17 protein-coding genes are annotated in these 16,477 nt (G+C 63.8%); 7 read left to right on the top strand and 10 right to left on the bottom strand.

Annotated elements, in window-relative coordinates:
• Window positions 1–50 precede the first annotated feature (50 nt).
• The 4 genes from ada (at window position 51) to BLS41_RS01320 (ending at window position 4,812) form a co-directional block, all read left to right on the top strand.
• Complete coding sequence (gene ada, locus BLS41_RS01335; RefSeq protein ID WP_074766197.1) at window positions 51–1,235, top strand: bifunctional DNA-binding transcriptional regulator/O6-methylguanine-DNA methyltransferase Ada; 1,185 nt, start codon at window positions 51–53, stop codon at window positions 1,233–1,235.
• Complete coding sequence (locus BLS41_RS01330) at window positions 1,232–2,149, top strand: DNA-3-methyladenine glycosylase family protein (protein ID WP_074762591.1); 918 nt, start codon at window positions 1,232–1,234, stop codon at window positions 2,147–2,149. The genes ada and BLS41_RS01330 overlap by 4 nt, the downstream gene beginning before the upstream one ends.
• A gap of 319 nt (window positions 2,150–2,468) precedes the next feature.
• Window positions 2,469–4,085, top strand: a complete 1,617-nt coding sequence (gshA, locus tag BLS41_RS01325; protein WP_074766195.1) for a glutamate--cysteine ligase — start codon at window positions 2,469–2,471, stop codon at window positions 4,083–4,085.
• Window positions 4,086–4,293: 208 nt separating this feature from the next.
• Window positions 4,294–4,812 (top strand): hypothetical protein, encoded by a 519-nt coding sequence (locus BLS41_RS01320; protein WP_074762590.1) that lies wholly within the window; start codon window positions 4,294–4,296, stop codon window positions 4,810–4,812.
• 101 nt (window positions 4,813–4,913) lie between these two features.
• Here the strand turns inward: BLS41_RS01320 and BLS41_RS01315 are convergent, their stop codons facing one another.
• Window positions 4,914–6,476: a DHA2 family efflux MFS transporter permease subunit gene (locus tag BLS41_RS01315; RefSeq protein ID WP_074762589.1), complete on the bottom strand. Its 1,563-nt coding sequence runs from the start codon at window positions 6,474–6,476 to the stop codon at window positions 4,914–4,916.
• 153 nt (window positions 6,477–6,629) lie between these two features.
• Window positions 6,630–7,172 (bottom strand): MarR family winged helix-turn-helix transcriptional regulator, encoded by a 543-nt coding sequence (locus BLS41_RS01310; protein WP_074762588.1) that lies wholly within the window; start codon window positions 7,170–7,172, stop codon window positions 6,630–6,632.
• Between the two features lie 262 nt (window positions 7,173–7,434).
• Between BLS41_RS01310 and BLS41_RS01305 the strand changes: the two genes are divergently transcribed.
• Together BLS41_RS01305 and BLS41_RS01300 are read left to right on the top strand one after the other, a co-directional pair.
• The gene (locus BLS41_RS01305; RefSeq protein ID WP_074762587.1) at window positions 7,435–7,794 is read left to right on the top strand and encodes a hypothetical protein; all 360 of its coding nucleotides are present in this window, start codon (window positions 7,435–7,437) and stop codon (window positions 7,792–7,794) included.
• A 188-nt stretch (window positions 7,795–7,982) separates the two neighbouring features.
• Window positions 7,983–9,545 carry an efflux transporter outer membrane subunit gene (locus tag BLS41_RS01300; RefSeq protein WP_074762586.1) on the top strand — a complete coding sequence of 521 codons (1,563 nt, stop codon included), beginning with the start codon at window positions 7,983–7,985 and terminating at the stop codon, window positions 9,543–9,545.
• Between the two features lie 110 nt (window positions 9,546–9,655).
• Here BLS41_RS01300 and BLS41_RS01295 read toward each other — a convergent pair whose 3' ends face one another.
• The 8 genes from BLS41_RS01295 to gspG form a co-directional block, all read right to left on the bottom strand.
• Complete coding sequence (locus BLS41_RS01295) at window positions 9,656–10,435, bottom strand: type II secretion system protein N (protein WP_074762585.1); 780 nt, start codon at window positions 10,433–10,435, stop codon at window positions 9,656–9,658.
• Window positions 10,436–10,457: 22 nt separating this feature from the next.
• On the bottom strand, window positions 10,458–10,961 hold the full coding sequence (locus BLS41_RS01290; protein ID WP_074762584.1) for a type II secretion system protein M: 504 nt from the start codon (window positions 10,959–10,961) through the stop codon (window positions 10,458–10,460).
• Window positions 10,958–12,364 carry a type II secretion system protein GspL gene (gspL, locus tag BLS41_RS01285; protein ID WP_074762583.1) on the bottom strand — a complete coding sequence of 469 codons (1,407 nt, stop codon included), beginning with the start codon at window positions 12,362–12,364 and terminating at the stop codon, window positions 10,958–10,960. The genes BLS41_RS01290 and gspL overlap by 4 nt, the downstream gene beginning before the upstream one ends.
• Window positions 12,365–12,392: 28 nt before the next feature.
• On the bottom strand, window positions 12,393–13,604 hold the full coding sequence (gene gspK, locus BLS41_RS01280; RefSeq protein ID WP_083379919.1) for a type II secretion system minor pseudopilin GspK: 1,212 nt from the start codon (window positions 13,602–13,604) through the stop codon (window positions 12,393–12,395).
• 1 nt (window position 13,605) lies between these two features.
• Window positions 13,606–14,283 (bottom strand): PulJ/GspJ family protein, encoded by a 678-nt coding sequence (locus BLS41_RS01275; protein WP_074762582.1) that lies wholly within the window; start codon window positions 14,281–14,283, stop codon window positions 13,606–13,608.
• Window positions 14,261–14,677: a type II secretion system minor pseudopilin GspI gene (gene gspI, locus BLS41_RS01270; protein ID WP_074762581.1), complete on the bottom strand. Its 417-nt coding sequence runs from the start codon at window positions 14,675–14,677 to the stop codon at window positions 14,261–14,263. The genes BLS41_RS01275 and gspI overlap by 23 nt, the downstream gene beginning before the upstream one ends.
• Window position 14,678: 1 nt before the next feature.
• A complete protein-coding gene (locus BLS41_RS01265; protein WP_143026195.1) occupies window positions 14,679–15,275 on the bottom strand; it encodes a GspH/FimT family pseudopilin in 597 nt (198 codons plus the stop codon).
• A gap of 116 nt (window positions 15,276–15,391) precedes the next feature.
• Window positions 15,392–15,856, bottom strand: a complete 465-nt coding sequence (gene gspG / locus BLS41_RS01260; RefSeq protein WP_074762579.1) for a type II secretion system major pseudopilin GspG — start codon at window positions 15,854–15,856, stop codon at window positions 15,392–15,394.
• 157 nt (window positions 15,857–16,013) lie between these two features.
• On the opposite strand from gspG, the gene BLS41_RS01255 reads away from it, so the two are divergent.
• The gene (locus BLS41_RS01255) at window positions 16,014–16,427 is read left to right on the top strand and encodes a type II secretion system protein N (RefSeq protein ID WP_074762578.1); all 414 of its coding nucleotides are present in this window, start codon (window positions 16,014–16,016) and stop codon (window positions 16,425–16,427) included.
• Window positions 16,428–16,477: the final 50 nt, after the last annotated feature.

Here is a 16,477-nt window from a genome sequence, read left to right as displayed (position 1 = left end):
TACCGCGTAAATTGGTGAGCATCGACCTCGACCGTCTATCGGAAACCATCATGAACGGCATCACCGATTTCATCGACACTGACACCGAGCCCGTCACCGCCTGGACTTCCGACGACGAGCGCTGGGCCGCCGTCACGCGTCGCGAGCAGCAGGCCGACGGCGCATTCTTCTACGCAGTCAAGACGACTGGCGTGTTCTGCCGTCCGTCTTGCGCGTCGCGTCAGCCGCGTCGCGAGAACGTGGCTTTTTTCACCGATGCCGACGCCGCCCGCGCCGCTGGTTTCCGCGACTGCAAGCGCTGCCAGCCGGGCGGTCTGCCGCGCGAACTCGAAATCGTGAAGCGCGCGTGCACCGCGCTGGATGCCGATCCGCAGCAGCGCCTCACGCTCGCGCAATTGAGCGACGCCGTGCATGTCAGCCCGTTCCATCTGCAGCGTCTGTTCAAGCGCGTCGTTGGCGTGTCGCCGCGTCAGTATCAGGCGGCGCAACGGGGCGCCGCGTTGCGCGACGCGCTTCGCAGCGGTGCCGACGTCACGCGCGCCACGCTCGACGCCGGTTTCGGCTCGCCGTCGCGGATGTACGACAGCGCCCCCGCCGAACTGGGCATGGCGCCGTCCGCGTATCGTCGCAAGGGCGCGGGGCTGACGGTGCGCTATGCGATTGCGCCGACCGCGCTTGGCTTCGTGCTGGTCGCGGCCACCGGCAAAGGCATCTGCAAAATCGGTTTCGGCGACGAGAAAACTCCGCTGATCGACGAATTGCGCGGTGAGTTCGCCAATGCAGAGGTGTTGGACGACGCCCAACAGCTTGCGCCGTTCATCGCGCAGATCGACGCGTATCTGCGCGGCACGCGTCAGGACTTCGACCTGCCGCTGGATATCGCCGCCACCTCGTTCCGGCAACGCGTGTGGGACGCGCTGCGGCGCATTCCGTACGGCGAAACGCGCAGTTATTCGCAGATCGCCGAAACGATCGGCTCGCCGCGTGCCGTGCGCGCCGTGGCGACGGCCTGTGCGACGAATCCGGTCGCGCTGGCGATTCCGTGTCATCGTGTCGTGCAGAAAGGCGGGGCGCTGGCGGGTTATCGCTGGGGCTTGCCGCGCAAGGCCGCGCTGCTCGACAACGAGGCGCAGCATGCGGGCGGCGCTGCGCCACGCCCAAACGACCGCGCCCGGAAGTCGCGCTCCGACGATCAAAAACTTCCTCCCACCACCAAACTGGATCACGCCGCGTGAGTACGCTTGACGACGTCGCAACCCTGGAACTGCCCTTCAAAGCCCCGTTCGACTGGCCGCGCCTGCTGCGCTTTTTCGGCGGACGCGCGACGCCCGGCGTCGAAGCCGTCGAAGACGGCGCGTATCGCCGAGCCATCGACTGGGCCGGCGACAGCGGCACGCTGAGCGTGCGGCGGCATCCGCGAAAACGGTGTGTGGTGGCGAGCATCGAAGGGCCGGTGAGCCGTCACGCCGACGCACTCGCCGTCCCGATTGCAAGGATGTTCGACCTGCGCGCCGATCCGAAAAAGATCGGTGCCGAACTTTCCGCCGATCCGTGGCTCGCGCCGCTGGTCGAAGCGGTGCCCGGCCTGCGTGTGCCGGGCGCGTGGTCGGGCTTCGAACTGGTGGTGCGCGCGATCGTCGGCCAGCAGGTCAGCGTGAAGGCGGCAACCACGATCATCGGACGCCTCGTGCAGCGCGCGGGCGAGCGTATCGACGGACATCCGCATGAAAGCACCGCGTGGCGTTTTCCGACGCCAGCCGCGTTGGCCGCCGTCGATCTCGCGCAGATCGGCATGCCGGGGAAACGTGTGGCAGCGTTGCAGGGATTCGCGCATGCGGTCGCAACCGGCGACGTGCCGGTCGACAGCAACGTCGTCGATGCGGACAGTTTACGTGCGGCCCTGCTCGCGCTGCCCGGCATCGGCCCATGGACCGTCGAATATGTCGCGATGCGCGCATGGCGCGACGCCGACGCCTGGCCGGCATGGGATCTCGTGCTGATGCAGTCGATCGCCGCGCGCGATCCGTCGCTCGTGCGGCCCACGCAGCAGCGCGCGCGCACCGACGCGTGGCGGCCGTGGCGCGCGTATGCAGCGATGCATCTGTGGAACGAAGTCGCGGACCGTGCGGGCGCGGCGCGCGGCGGCTGATACACGGTCAATCCAACGACCGGATTGCGGCTTGAGCAGAGAGTGTTTTTCAGGGACAAACGCGAATCGCGCGAGGACCGGCCGACGAGTAGAGTGGTGACGATAGCGACAACGTGCAACGTGGCCGGTTCGTCTGAAAAAGCAGGCGGAATCGCTGACTGGCGGGCCTGGACAGGCGGCCGAAGCGGCCTCAAGCAGGCGTCGTAGCGAGATGTTAAAGTGCCCGCTACTGAAAATTCCGCCGAACGTTGTCAACCGCGCAGTGCTGCCGCACGCAGTCACGCGGCACATGGCGGCCGACAACGCCCGACTCGCATCAATGCCAAACACCACATCTTCCCGCACGACCGACGCGTTTCTGCACCGCCTGTCCGTGCTGACCTCAGGCCCGCAGCGCGATGCGCTGACGCGTGGCCTGCGCGGCATCGAGAAGGAAAGCCTGCGCGTTACGCATGAGGGGCAGCTCGCGTTGACGCCGCATCCGCGTGCGCTGGGGTCGGCGCTCACGCATCCGTCGCTGACTACCGACTATTCAGAAGCCCTGCTCGAACTGATCACGCCGGCCGAACACGACGTCGCGATCACGCTCGACAAACTCGATACGCTGCACCGCTTTGTTTACGCGAATCTCGGCGACGAGATCCTGTGGAACAACTCGATGCCGGGACTGCTGCCCGATACCGACGACGGCATCCCCATCGCGAATTACGGCGACTCGAACATCGGCAAGCTGAAGTACGTGTATCGCATCGGCCTCGCACTGCGCTACGGCCGCACGATGCAGTGCATCGCGGGCATTCACTACAACTATTCGCTGAACGAAGAAGTCTGGCGCGTGCTGCACGCCGATCAGCCATCCACGGCGAACGCGGTCGATTTCCAGTCCGAACGTTACCTCGCGCTGATCCGCAATTTCCGCCGCACGAACTGGCTGCTGATGTATCTGTTCGGCGCATCGCCGGCGCTGGATCGGCGCTTCCTGCGCGATCGCAAGCACACGCTGGAAACGTTCGACGCCGACACGCTGTATCGCCCGTACGCGACCAGCCTGCGCATGAGCGATCTCGGCTACTCGAACACCACCGCGCAAGCCGCGCTGCATGCCGACTACGACACGCTGCCGGGCTATCTCGACGCGCTCGCTAAAGCCGTGAGCCAGCCGTATCCCGCGTACGAGCAGATCGGCACGCAGCGCGACGGCGAATGGGTGCAGATCAACACCAACGTGTTGCAGATCGAAAACGAGTTCTACTCGACGATTCGTCCGAAGCGCGTCACGCATCCGGGCGAGCGACCGCTGCATGCGCTGGCCGCGCGCGGCGTGCAATACGTCGAAGTGCGCTGCATGGATATCGACCCGTTCGAGCCGAGCGGCATTTCGCTGGAGACGTCGCGCTTTCTCGACGCCTATCTGCTGGTTTGCGCACTCGACGACAGCGCGCCGTTGCCGCCCGATGCCTACGCGGAAGCCAACCAGAACTTCGGTCGCGTGACGATGGAAGGCCGCAAGCCGGGCCTCGAACTGGTGCGCGACGGTCAACCGGTTGCGATGCTCGACTGGGCGAACGAGTTGCTGGTCAAGATCGAAGCGGCCGCAGCCGCGCTCGACGCGTTGCAAGGTGGCGATGCGCACGCGCGCTCGGTGCAGGTTCAACGCGCGAAGCTCGCGGACGCGTCGCTGACGCCATCGGCGCGTGTGCTGCAAACCATGCGCGACAAGCAGCAGAGTTTCCTCGCGTTCGGTCTCGAACAGAGTGAAGCGCACGCTGCGTATTTCCGCGAGCGTCCGCTGGATGCAGAGCAGGCGAAAGCGTTCAGCGATCTCGCCACTCAGTCGCTCGATGAACAGGCCAAACTTGAGCGCGAAGAAGTCGGTTCATTCGACGCATTCGTCGCGGCTTATCGTGCCTATACGTTGAACCGGTTCAGCGTCTGAAAAACGAGTGGATGAAGTAAGGAAAAAGCGGCCCGGGTGGCCGCTTTTTTATTGCACGCAGGTAACGTCTACATCGCGACGCGACGGAGTCTGAATGCGATCGGCAAATTCTCCGCGCGCTGCGACGTTTCTCTGATCCAGATGAAACACCCTACCGATGCCACGGTCCAAACTGATACGAAACGCTCCATCGAGGGGAGGGCTGAACGTGATAAACAAAACTCTACTGGCCGCGCTGTGTGTTCTCGGTACGGCGGCGGCCGGGTGTTCGACGCAAGGGCAGGTCAATCCGGACGTCATGCAGGTCGCGACCACACCGTTGACTTGCTCGAATAGCGCCCAATGCGATCTCTGGTGGCAACGCGCGCAAACTTGGGTCGAGAGCCATTCGAAGTACAAGATCGAATCGTCTACAAGTTCGCTGATCCAGACTGCCGGACCGGACGGCGGCAAGCGCGCGCTCGCGTATCAGATCACGCGTACCGCGAATCCCGATGGCACAGCGACCATCGGCTTTGCTGCTCATTGCGACGGGTCGATGGGCTGCAAGCCGAACCCGTGGGAAGCGGGCGCGGACTTCAAGGAATTCGTGCGAGGAACCGCAGCGGGGGCGAACACGCCGCAGAGCGGCACGACGCCGTCCCAATCTCCGGCGGCGGCTGCGCACCCGGATGCTTCGCAAGGTCAGTCGATTCCGGCGGCGAACGGCGAGGCAATGTCGCAATAACGCAATGGAAAAGGCGCGCAACATGTGAGGAAAAATCTCACTTGTGCGCGCCTGTCTTCTTCACGCGTTGATGCATCACGCGCATCAAACGCATTAGCGTATCAATGCCCCATCGAAGGCCCCGCTCCCTTGCGCGGCTTCGTGATCCAGACCAGCACCGCAAGCACCAGAAACGCCGCGCAGGAAATGCGGAAGAAGTCGTTGGTCGCCAGCATGTAAGCCTGGGCGGTCACGGTCTGATTCAACTGCGCGGTGAGGCCGTCGCCGGAAAGACCGAGGCTTGCCAGTGCATCCTTATACGCGTTGGTGTTCGCCGAATACACATTGACCGACTCGGTCAGTATCGCGTGATGGTGGATCGTGTCGTTCTCCCAGAATGTCGTACTGATCGCCGTGCCGATTGCACCCGACAACGTCCGGAAGAAGTTCGACAAACCCGACGCACTCGCCAGCCGCTCGTCCGACACGCTTGAAAGCGTGATGGTCGTCATCGGCACGAAGAAGCAGGCCACGCCGATCCCTTGTATGAGACGCGGCCAGATCACGTGATTGAACGGCACGTCGAGCGTGAAAGTCGAGTTCCAGAACGACACGAACGCAAACACGATGAACGCGAAGCTCGCCACGATCCGCAAATTCAGCCGATGCATGTTCTTGCCGATCATCGGCGACAGCACCAGCGCGAGCAAACCGACCGGCGCGGTCGCCAGCCCTGCGAGCCACGGCGTGTAGCCCATCACGGTTTGAAGCCATAACGGGAAGATCACGACCGACCCGAAGAACGCCATGAAGCCGAACGAAATGATCACCACGCCGAGCGCGAAATTGCGGTCCTTGAACAGCGAGAGATCGACAATCGGCTCCTTGTCCGTCGTTTCCCAAACCAGCAGGAACGCAATCGACACCACCGCGATCACCGCGAGCGTGACGATGAACGTCGAGTTGAACCAGTCGCGGTCCTTGCCGAGGTCGAGCATCATCTGCAGGCACGACACGCCGATCACGAGCAGCGCAAGGCCAACTGCGTCGATACGCTGCTTGCTGGTTTTCGTCTCGCGGCCGCGCAGCAGGATGTACGCGCACACCGCCGAGAACACGCCGATCGGCACGTTGATATAGAAAATCCACGGCCACGTGTAGTTATCGGTGATGTACCCGCCCATCACGGGACCGAAGATCGGCGCGCAGATCACGGTCATCGCCCAGAGCCCGAGCGCAAGGCCGCGTTTCTCCGGCGGATAGGAGCGCATCAGAATAGTCTGCGAAAGCGGCACCATCGGCCCGGAAACGAGCCCTTGCAGAAGCCGGAACCCGATCAGCGATTCGAAGTTTTGCGCGAAACCGCACATCGCCGACGCGATCGTGAAAAGCAGCACGGAGAGCGTGAACAGCTTTGCCTCGCCGACCCGCCGCGCGAGCCAGCCGGTCAACGGCACGGCAATCGCCGACGCCACCGAATACGACGAGATGACCCACGTGCCCTGACTGGTCGCGACGCCGAGGCTGCCGGAAATGGTCGGCACGGCGACGTTCGCAATCGACGTATCGAGCACCTCCATGAAGGTGCCCAGGGCCAGGCCGACGGTAAGTAACGCGAGCGCTCCGCCCTTTAGCGGCGCAGGTTCGGCGGCGGGCAGCGTGGCAGCGGAAGCCGTGGCATCCATATTTTTTCTCCTCAATCGGGAAAGCTTGTCACGGCAGTCTTCTCACGCCTGACGAATGGCGTGCTTACATGCCGGATCACCCTCTGCCCAGACAGATATCTTCAAACAATGGCGTTCTTGAAAGCGCCTCTTTGACCATCGGTACTGCTCGCCTTATTCCGGCGATAACCCTGCGGGTGAATTTTCGTGCGACTGCTGTTCTGACGCCGCTGTCGGCTCAAATCCGCAGCACATGCCTGACGGCCCATCCAGTCCATTTGCAATGAAACGGCTGAGCAGATCGATCAGCGTTGCATGCTCGGCGGCGGAAAATCCGCGCAACTGTTCGTTCAGCACTGCCGCACCCAGACCGGGCAACTGGCGCGCGGCTTCATCACCTTGCGGCGTCAGTTCCAGCTTCACCATCCGACGATCGGCGTCACTCCGCGTGCGCACCACAAAGCCTTTCTTTTCAAGGCGATCCAGCAGACGCGTCATCGATCCGCTGTCATACGACATAGCGCGCGACAGTTCGAACGGCGTGCTCGCGCGCCGCGACGACAGCATGACGATCACGCCGATCTGCTGCGCCGTGAGACCGAGCGGCGCAACCGCGCGATCGGTTCGTTCGACCAGCACGTTGCGCGCTTTCGTCAGGTAGTAGCCGAGGCTCGACTCCAGAGGAGTCGTGTCCGCGTTGTAGGGGCCATCAGTCATTGTGTTTCCGGAACATCGGCAAGCAAACGGAGTTTAGCTGCCTAAGCAGGCAAGTCAAATTTCATCGACGCTGGATGGACGACTGAAAAACAACAGCGCCGCCATCCATAGGGCGAAGTATCTTGAAATTTGATTGCATAGTCAATATTATGACAGGCAACGAGTTACGCGCGATCCGCGCCACCCGAGACCATGTTCTGACCGATTTTCCGCACGTCGCTGACGCGCATGTCGCAAGCGCGACGCGCAAAAAGGATTTCCCATGCTGTACCTCAAAAACACCCTTGGCGGCTTGGGCCGCTCACTGACCGATTCCGCGCTGAACAGCTTTCAAGGCCCGCACCGCTGGTGGAAACTGGCGCTCTTCGCCGTGCTGTTCGTGTTGCCAGGTGGATCGGTCGGGGTGGTGGTCATGGCGTGGATCGAGCATCGGCGGGGACGGAAGGGCGTCAAGGCCGCTTCGGAAATGGGCAAGGTCAAAACGCCGTTGTTGACGTCGAGTCTCGCGCCCTCGAGCGCTGTCGCCCCGGCCAATGCGTGCCAGGCACGCGGCGATGCGCCGTGTCGCGCAGCAGCGGGCAAGCAGGCCCGTCAGGCAACGTCGACGGAATCACGGGTTTAACGCTCGCGGCAGTAACAACGCGTAACCATCGCGGCTGCCCAAGTAACACATCTGCACTCTTCCTCGCATTACCCTTTCAGTTTCCCGCGCTCGCGGGCTCATACGCTAACATTCCGGCAGACCAAGATCTCGCCCGGCCGACGGTGCTGCCATCGGCCGCATCGTGGCGTCCAGAAGGAATTCATTGCATGCAGTCTGATCGACTCTCGCGCGCGAGGCCGTTTGCGCCTCGCGCCCTGACTATCGCGGTATCGGCGGCACTCGCTGTATTGCTCGCGGCCTGCGCTGTCGGCCCCGACTACAAGCGGCCGGACGCTGAGATTCCGGCGTCGTTCAAGGAAGCCGCACCGGGCTGGAAAGTGGCTCAACCGGCCGATCAGCACGATCGCGGCGACTGGTGGACCATTTACGAAGATCCGCAGCTCAACGCGCTCGAAGACAAGCTGAACGCCGCGAATCAGACCATCGCGCAATATGCCGCCGCTTACCGGCAGGCACGCGCGCTGGTCGGCGAGGCGCGGGCGGCGTATTTCCCGACCATCGGTGCATCGGCGGGCGCAACGCGCTCGGGCACGGGCGTGTCGTCCACCGGAAGCTCGAGCACCAGCCGCTCCGGCGTCAGCAACAGCTTCAACGTGCAACTGGATGCAAGCTGGGAGCCGGATCTGTGGGGCTCGGTCACGCGGACGGTCAACGCGCAGAAGGCCGGGCAACAGGGAGCGGCTGCCGATCTGGCGAACGCGCGTCTTTCCGCGCAGGCCACGCTCGCTCAAACCTACTTCTCGTTGCGTGCGCTCGATTCCACGCAGAAGCTGCTCGACGACACCGTCGTGGCCTATCAGAAGACGTTGCAACTCACGCAGAACCAGTACGCGCAGGGCGTCGCGGCGCGTTCCGATGTGATTCAGGCACAAACGCAACTGCAATCGGCGCAGGCATCGGCCATCGACAACGGCGTGCAGCGTGCCCAGGACGAGCACGCCATTGCCGTGCTGGTCGGCGTGCCCGCTTCGGTGTTCTCGATTCCGCCTAGCCCGCTTACCGCGACGCCGCCGGCCGTGCCCGCGCAAATGCCGTCGGCATTGCTCGAACGCCGGCCGGATATCGCATCGGCGGAACGCAAGGCGGCGGCGGCGAACGAGCAAATCGGCGTCGCAATTGCCGCGTTCTTTCCGTCGTTGACCCTGTCGGCGAGCGGCGGCTTCGAGAATTCCGTGTTTTCGCAATTGCTGACCGCGCCGTCGCGCTTCTGGACGCTCGGTCCGCAACTCGCGGCCACCATTTTCGACGCCGGTCTGCGCAAGGCGCAAACCGACGCAGCGCGCGCCACGTATGACGCGGACGTCGCAACCTACCGTCAAACGGTGCTGACCGCGTTCCAGGATGTCGAAGACAACCTCGCGTCGCAACGCATCCTCGAACAGGAAATCGTCGTGCAGCGGCAAGCGGTGGATTCGGCGCGTCAGGCGCTCGCCATCGTGACGAACGAGTACAAGGCGGGCACGGTCGGCTTCGTCAACGTGCTGACCGCGCAGACCACGGCGTTCACGGCCGAGCAGAAGCTCGAGACGATTGCGGGTGAACGGATGGTGTCGTCGGTCGGTCTGGTGAAGGCGTTGGGCGGCGGCTGGGACGTGTCGCAAATGAACCGCGAAACCGGCGATGTGGCCGCACCGGCGCCGTTGCCGACGTCGTCGGCTACGCCCGTCGCGCAGAGCGGGGCGGTGCCGCAGCAGGTTCAGAACCAATAAGCACAGCGGCCGCCGGGAATGCCGGTCGCAAAAGCAAAATAGGCATGGCCGCACATTGCGGTCATGCCTATTTTTTCATCACGATCGAGCAACGCGTGCTCGCCCGGCTTTCAGTGCACGAAAGTCAGCGCCACCGTACCCGGCCCAGTCGGCCGCCCCAGCAGATTCAGCAAGCCCGCGAGGTTATCGCGCGCCTCGGGCGCAGCGCTGGCCACGCCGTGAAACGAAGTCGACGCCGCCGACACCGTGCCGTTGCCGCTTAGCATCAGCGGCCCCTTCATGGTCGTCAGATCGAGCGTGGACGATGCACCCTGCGCCTGAAACAGCACGCGATACGAGCCAAGCGGCTTGACCAGCGAGATCCGCGAACTGGCGTCGTTCAACGTCACGGTCAACTGACCGAACGCTTCCCGATTGAAAGTGCGCCAGTCGGACCACGACAACTGCACGTTCCCCTGCAGATCGAGCGTGTTGAACGGCGCGCCCAAACCGCCCAGCAGCGAAGCCGGCACGGCCATCGCGCCGGGCGTCACGGTCGCCGTGCGCAGCGTGGCGTCGACGGTAATCGGGTCGGGCATCGCCTCGCTGTGCCGCATGGTCATGCGCACGCGGCCGGTGAACAACGGCCAGAACGACGTAGTCCATTCGATCCGCCCAGGCAGCAGCGTCGCCGCGCTCATGTCGGAACCGGCGGCGAGCATCAGCGTGGCAGAGCCGTGCCAGAGCGAACCGGCCGGATCGACGAGATTGACGTGCCCGCGCGTCTGTTTCGCGAACTGCGGGGTGATCCACGCGGCCGGCAACAACGTCAGCATCACAACCGCGTTCGACAGCACCGCGACCACCAGCCAGGGCAGCGCGACGCGCAGGCGCCGCATCCAGTAATTCATGCGAGATCCCGTGGAGGCGCGGTTATTTAGCGGTCGACGGCTGCAACGACGCCGTCAGATCCACCTGGCCGTCTTCCTTGAGCGCGGTGATGTGCGCCTCGGCGACCTGCACCTTGAATTGCTTGCGCGCGTCGTCGACCCAGCTCGTCCACGCTGGAAACGACGCGTTCTTCATCTGGATCTGCACCGCGTTGCCGATCACCTGCACCTGCGTCGCGGCCAGGCCGTGATCGCCGAGCGACGCGGTGAGCGCGTCCTTGAGCGCCGCGCCGGTCGGCGCCACACCTTGACCCGCCGCCGACAACGCGCGTGCTTCGTTCGACTCGGCGGTCATCTGCGCGAGCTGCCGTTGCAGGCTCGGCAGCGTGTCACGCAGATGCGAGCGGCCATCCTGCGCAGGCGCCCACAACACCGACCACGCGATCACCACAGCCAGGACGCCGCCGCCCCACGCCAGAATGGCTTTTTCGCGCTCGGTGCGCTGGTCCCAGAATCCGGCCCATGTTTGAGCGAGTTCAGCTTTCATTGTCCGTTCCTGATGGTCCACTTGCCCGTATTGCTGTCGATCGAACCGCTCAGCCCGTTGCGCGCAAGGCGCTTCGCGAAGTCGGGATCGAGCTTGACCTCGGGTTTAAAGGTCACGTCGAGCCGGCGGTCGTGATAGTCGAGACCGGCAATGCCGTTGACCGGTACCGGCGACATCGAACGCGCAAGCCCGTCGGCCAGCGACAGGAAATCGTCCGGCGACAATTCACCGGCAGCGACCCGCAACTGCTGCAATTGACGCGACATCTGATCAGGCGCGTCGAGCACGACCGTTGTCTTCGGGAAAGTGTTGAGCAGCAACTCGGTCATCTGCGTATTGATCGCGTCGCGTTGACGCGAAAGCATCAGCCACTGCACGTTCGCGCCGATGATCGCGATCACCAGCGCCGCAACGGCCAGCACAATCGGCAGACGCAGACGGCGCAGAGTCGCCCGGTCGAGCCGCCACGGCTGCGATGCGAATTCGAACTGGCACAGGTCGAAGCGGCATTCCAACGCACGCCGCGCCAGTTGCTCGAACGGCAGCGGGCTCGCACCGTGGATATGCGCCGCAAGCCGCGCCGGACTATTTGGCGACAGGCTCGGCTCATTGCCGGGCACTTCGGTGAGCATATACAGCGAGATCGGCGCCGCGCCGGCCAATGCGCCGAGTGTCGCGTTCACCGCCGTCGCCGGGACCGCCAGCCCTTCGCCCTGCACGCCGCGGGCAATCGCGAGTTCGACACGCGGCGTGGTGCTTTCGACCATACCTTCCAGCAGCATCGCGGGCGCGGTCTGGACCACGGTGCCGAGGACGGCGGCCACCATCGGCGTGACCGATGCCAAACCTGGCGCAACCACGGGTGCCACACCCGGCAGCGAGGTCGCCACGCCGGACGCCATGACCGGCTCGCCCCCGCCGACCGTTTCCGCGACTTCGACGGGTAGGTCGAGCGCGGCGGCAGCTTGCGGCAGACAGCGTGTCACCGGCACCGCGCGCAGGCTGCGATGCCCCGCCGTCGAGAACGCTTCGACGATAAAACGGAACCAGCCGCGATCGATGATCGCCAGCAACTGCTTTCCGCCCGCGACCGGCTGCGGATCGACGGCAATATGGCAGGTTTGCGGGTCTTGGATCAGTTGATCCTCGACGACATTGGGCAGCGCCTGACGCAGCTTCGGCCCGCGCAGCGGCGGCAGCGTCGCGGGCATCATCAGCAGGTCGCGGGCGGCGACCATCAGCACCGTCAGGTTCGCGCGCGGCAGCAGCGCGAGCGCCGAACGGCCGGCGCGCTGGGTGCGGCCCGATTTGTCGAGCAGGACGAACGGCAACTCCGGCAGTTGCCATTCCTGCGATGGCACCGCCGGATCACGCGGCGGCAATAGGACGATCAGCGTGCTCAAAGGCCACTCTCTCTGGGAATTGCGTTATTCATAGTTGGTCTTGTACCCGCACGATACGCGTTGTATGAGTCAATGCATCGCGATAGACGAGCGTCGTGCGGTCCACTTCGGCGCGCTCGTGCTGCACGCGGCCATGAATCAAAAAGTAGCTGGTGGTGACGTCCATTTCGCTCGGATCGACCGCAGCCGACTGCACGCCTGAACCGGTCAGCGCGAGCGTCACGTCGCCGACATTATGGAAAAACACCGTCTGCCGGCGCGCGACGAACGCCTGCGCCTGCGACAGGTTCATTTCAGGCACGATCGCCGAGATCACTTCGGCCGATGCGGTATTCATATTGACCGCCGTCGCGGTCGGCAGAATGGTCACGAAAGGGCGCAATTGCGCGACCATTTCCGGCGTGTAGCCGGGGATGTCGAGCAGCGAGTCGACGCTGGTCATTTGCAGCGGAGTACCGCCTTTGTCGTTGTCGTCGTCGATACCGGGTTTGTCGGTGAAGTTGCCGCCGCCGGTGGCGCCGCCCTGAATCGCCTGGGCCGCTGTGTTCGTCGACGTGGTGGTGGTCGACGAACTGGACGTGGACGTGACCGTCTGGAAGCGGGTCGCCGATTGCGCGAGGCTCGCGCGCACCTGCACTGCGGTGTTCTTCGCGAGCTGGCTGTTCGCACCGAGCGACACGAGCAGACGCTGATACGCGCTGATCTGCTCGGTGTTCAGTTGCAGCACGCCGGGCGCGGGGCTCGACACCAGATTGCGCAGATTGAATTTCGCCTGCGCGTCTTCGATCGAACCGGAAAGATACGTTTCCGCACCTTGCTCAGCGCGGACTTCGCCGATCTGTCCAAGGAAGTCGGACAAACGGGTCTTCGCAATCGGCACGCCCCACAAGCCGCCGAGATACGTGATGCCCGCCGACGTATCGCCTTCGGAACGCAGAATCAGCCGCGTCCAGTCGAGTGCGCCGCGCGACACCCAGAGCGCCTGCGAAAGCAGCCGCTGATTTTCGATTCGCCGGATCTGTACCTGCTGGCGCCAGAGCATGCCCGACACCAGAATCGCCGACAACGCGACGACCAGCAGCGCACTGATGATCGCCGCGCCTTTCTGTTGCGCAGGCGACGATGCTTTGCGGGTTTTCCGTCTGCCGGATGCGCGGGTAGAGGCGGGCGCCCGCGTCTGACCGAAGCCAGAGGGCAGGGCACGCACAACCCGTCGCGCAGACAACCAAGAGAATTTCATTTCATTCTCCGACCAGGAAAACCCGCGTGACGGGGCGCGCAAGCGCCTTCGCCGACACGCTCACTTCCAGCCCCGTCACCGAACGCGGCAAAGGCGCATTGCCCAGTTGCGGCACCTTCAGATTATTGTCGGCCTCGGTGATCGCGCTTTGCACGTCTTTCATCTGCGTGGTCCAGCCGACTTTCGGCACGTACAGCCGCGCAGAAATCGACGTGACGTTGCCCATCAGCGGTATCGCGGACCAACCGTCGCCTTCGGTGCCGCGCAACGCGCGCCGCAGGTCGCCGACATTGCCCAGCGGCGGCGACGCATAACGGGTCACGCGTCCATTGGACACCCGATAGCGCACCACCTGCAAACGCGGCGCGGTGCCCGGCAACACCATCTCGCGGACCACCTGCAGCACGTTGCCCGATAGCGACACCGCCGCCTGGCCCGATTCGTCGTCCGATGCGGCGTGGCGCACGTCGATCCGCATCTGGTCGAACAGTTGCGCGAATACGCGCTCCTCTTCCATCGCGTTCGTAATGGTTTCCCGGCCGCGGATGATCTGGTCGAGACCGCGCCACGACAGCACGGCAATCACCGCCATGATCGCAATCGCGACCAGCAGTTCGATCAGCGTGAAGCCGTGCGCGCCCGATCGGCGGCGGCGCTCAGAGCGAGCGGTTGTTTTCATTCGCGACCACCGTGACCATCTGAGCGAGATTGCCGGAACGCCCAGGCATCGTCACCATCACTTCCACTCGACGAAACACCGGATTCGGCGTCGACGTCACATTTTCGGTACACATCAGTTGCAGGTTGCCTTGCGAGCACTCGAAGCTGGTCGAACCGACACTCGGCCACGCGTGCGTCAAATGCAACTGCGCGAGCGTGTTGTCCGCACTCCAGCCGGCGAGCAGACGCTTGTGCAGATCGGCTTCGCCGCTCGCGAGACTGCCGACCGCGCGCAACGACGCCGACAACGCCACCGCGATGATCGCAAGCGCAACCAGCACTTCGATCATCGTGAAGCCGCGCTGCGTGCGCCCGGAGTAACCAGTGCGATTCAAACTGCTGCAACGACGCATCTCAGCGCACCTCATAGCGGCCATTGCCGGTGCCGACGATCGTCGCGCTCCCGGCTGCCGAAAACAGCGTGATCTGCACCGGCACGTCGATCGCCTCGGTGCCGAAGACGATGCGGTGCGGATGCGAATCGGACCCCGGATAGCTGATCGTGACACCTGTCACACCGCCTTCCCAGTTACGCGGACCGAGCAGTTCGTCGCGCAGCGGACGCCAGCCGTCTTCGGTGCGCTGATCGAAACGGAAGCCGTTATCGAGCGGCTGCCACGCGATGGGCTTTGCGCGCACCTGCGCTTCGTCGCCCGCCGATTCGAACAGCAGCGCTAGACGCTGCGCTTCCTCGTTCAGATCGGTGCGCGGATTGCGGGTCATCGTCAATGCGGTGAGGGACACGAGGATGCCGGCGATCAGGAGCACGACCATCATTTCGAGCAGCGTGAAACCTGCGGCGCGACGGCCGCTGCCGCTCATACGCGAGTTGCCCGGATTGCGCGGATCACGCGAGCGACGCGCGGCGGCACTCGCCGCGCGCGGCAACGGGGCCGTACACGGAGTGTCCACACGGGACTTGCAAGCGGACATACGCATAGAGCCGGCCATCAACGATCAACTGGGAGTCAGACAAAAACGCATCGACAGAACACGCGAACCGCGCCGCTGGGCTGCGTGCCCGAAGGCTGGTTCGCGCGCATGAAAAACGTGGCTGTTAAGGCCGCTTATTGCCACGAGCCGACGTCGGCATCGTTGCCTTCGCCGCCTGCCTTGCCGTCCGCGCCGTAGCTGAACACGTCGATCTCGCCGTGCACGCCCGGATTCAGATATTGATAGGCATTACCCCACGGATCGTTCGGCAGACGTTCGAGATAACCGCCGTCTTTCCAGTTGGCCGGCACCGGATCGGTAGCGGGCTTTTCGATCAACGCGCGCAGACCTTGCTCCTGGCTCGGATAACGGCCGTTATCGAGGCGATAGAGTTTCAGCGCCTGCATGACGGTGCCGATGTCCTGCTTGGCGGCGACGCGGCGTGCTTCATCGGGACGGCTCATGATCTTCGGGACGATCAGCGCGGCCAGAATGCCCAGAATCGCGATCACGACCATCACTTCGATCAGCGTGAAACCTCGTTGCAGACGGCTGCGCGAACCCGCGATTTCAGTGCGGCGAGTGGTCGACAGTTGCATAGCTTGCTACCTCTTTTCAGGTGAAATTTTGACTGGTCAGAATGCGTCTCGTGGCTAATAGGGTGCCATTGGACAGGCCCAGCCGGTCATTTTAATGTCATGGTATTGAAGGGATTCAACCCAACGCAATTTTCACAATAGTCCGTACAATGTACGCATGAACGCCATCCAAATCCGCCTTCTGTCGCTCGCGCTGTTCGCCGTTTTTTGCGCGACGCTGACCTACTGGGTCATCACACTTTCCACCCTGTCCGGCGCGCCGTTGCCCGCGGCCGCTGCGCACGCTCAGGTCTCGACCGACCAGGCCGCCACGCTGTTCGGCGGCCAGCTCACGCGCAGCGTCAATCAGGACGTGCATCTGTTCGGCATCCTCGCTTTGCAGGAAGGCGCCGCGGCGATCGTCAGCGTGGGCGGTGAACCGCCGCATGCCGTGTCGCTCGGCAGCGCGTTGATGCAGGGAGCCAAACTTTCCGAAGTCCGCGCCCGCTCGATCATCATCGACCGCAATGGCGCGCATTCCGAAGTATTCCTGCCGGCCAACGCAGCCGGTCCTACCATTTACGTCCGCTAAAGTCAGGCGGCCTTGCTGCTTTGGGCCGCCTGCTTTTTACCCCTGCTTCA

Source organism: Paraburkholderia fungorum (assembly GCF_900099835.1).
In the GTDB taxonomy this organism is placed as follows: Bacteria; Pseudomonadota; Gammaproteobacteria; order Burkholderiales; family Burkholderiaceae; genus Paraburkholderia; species Paraburkholderia fungorum_A.
Note: the sequence above shows the minus strand (reverse complement) of the source record. Positions and strands in the feature narration are given on the sequence as shown.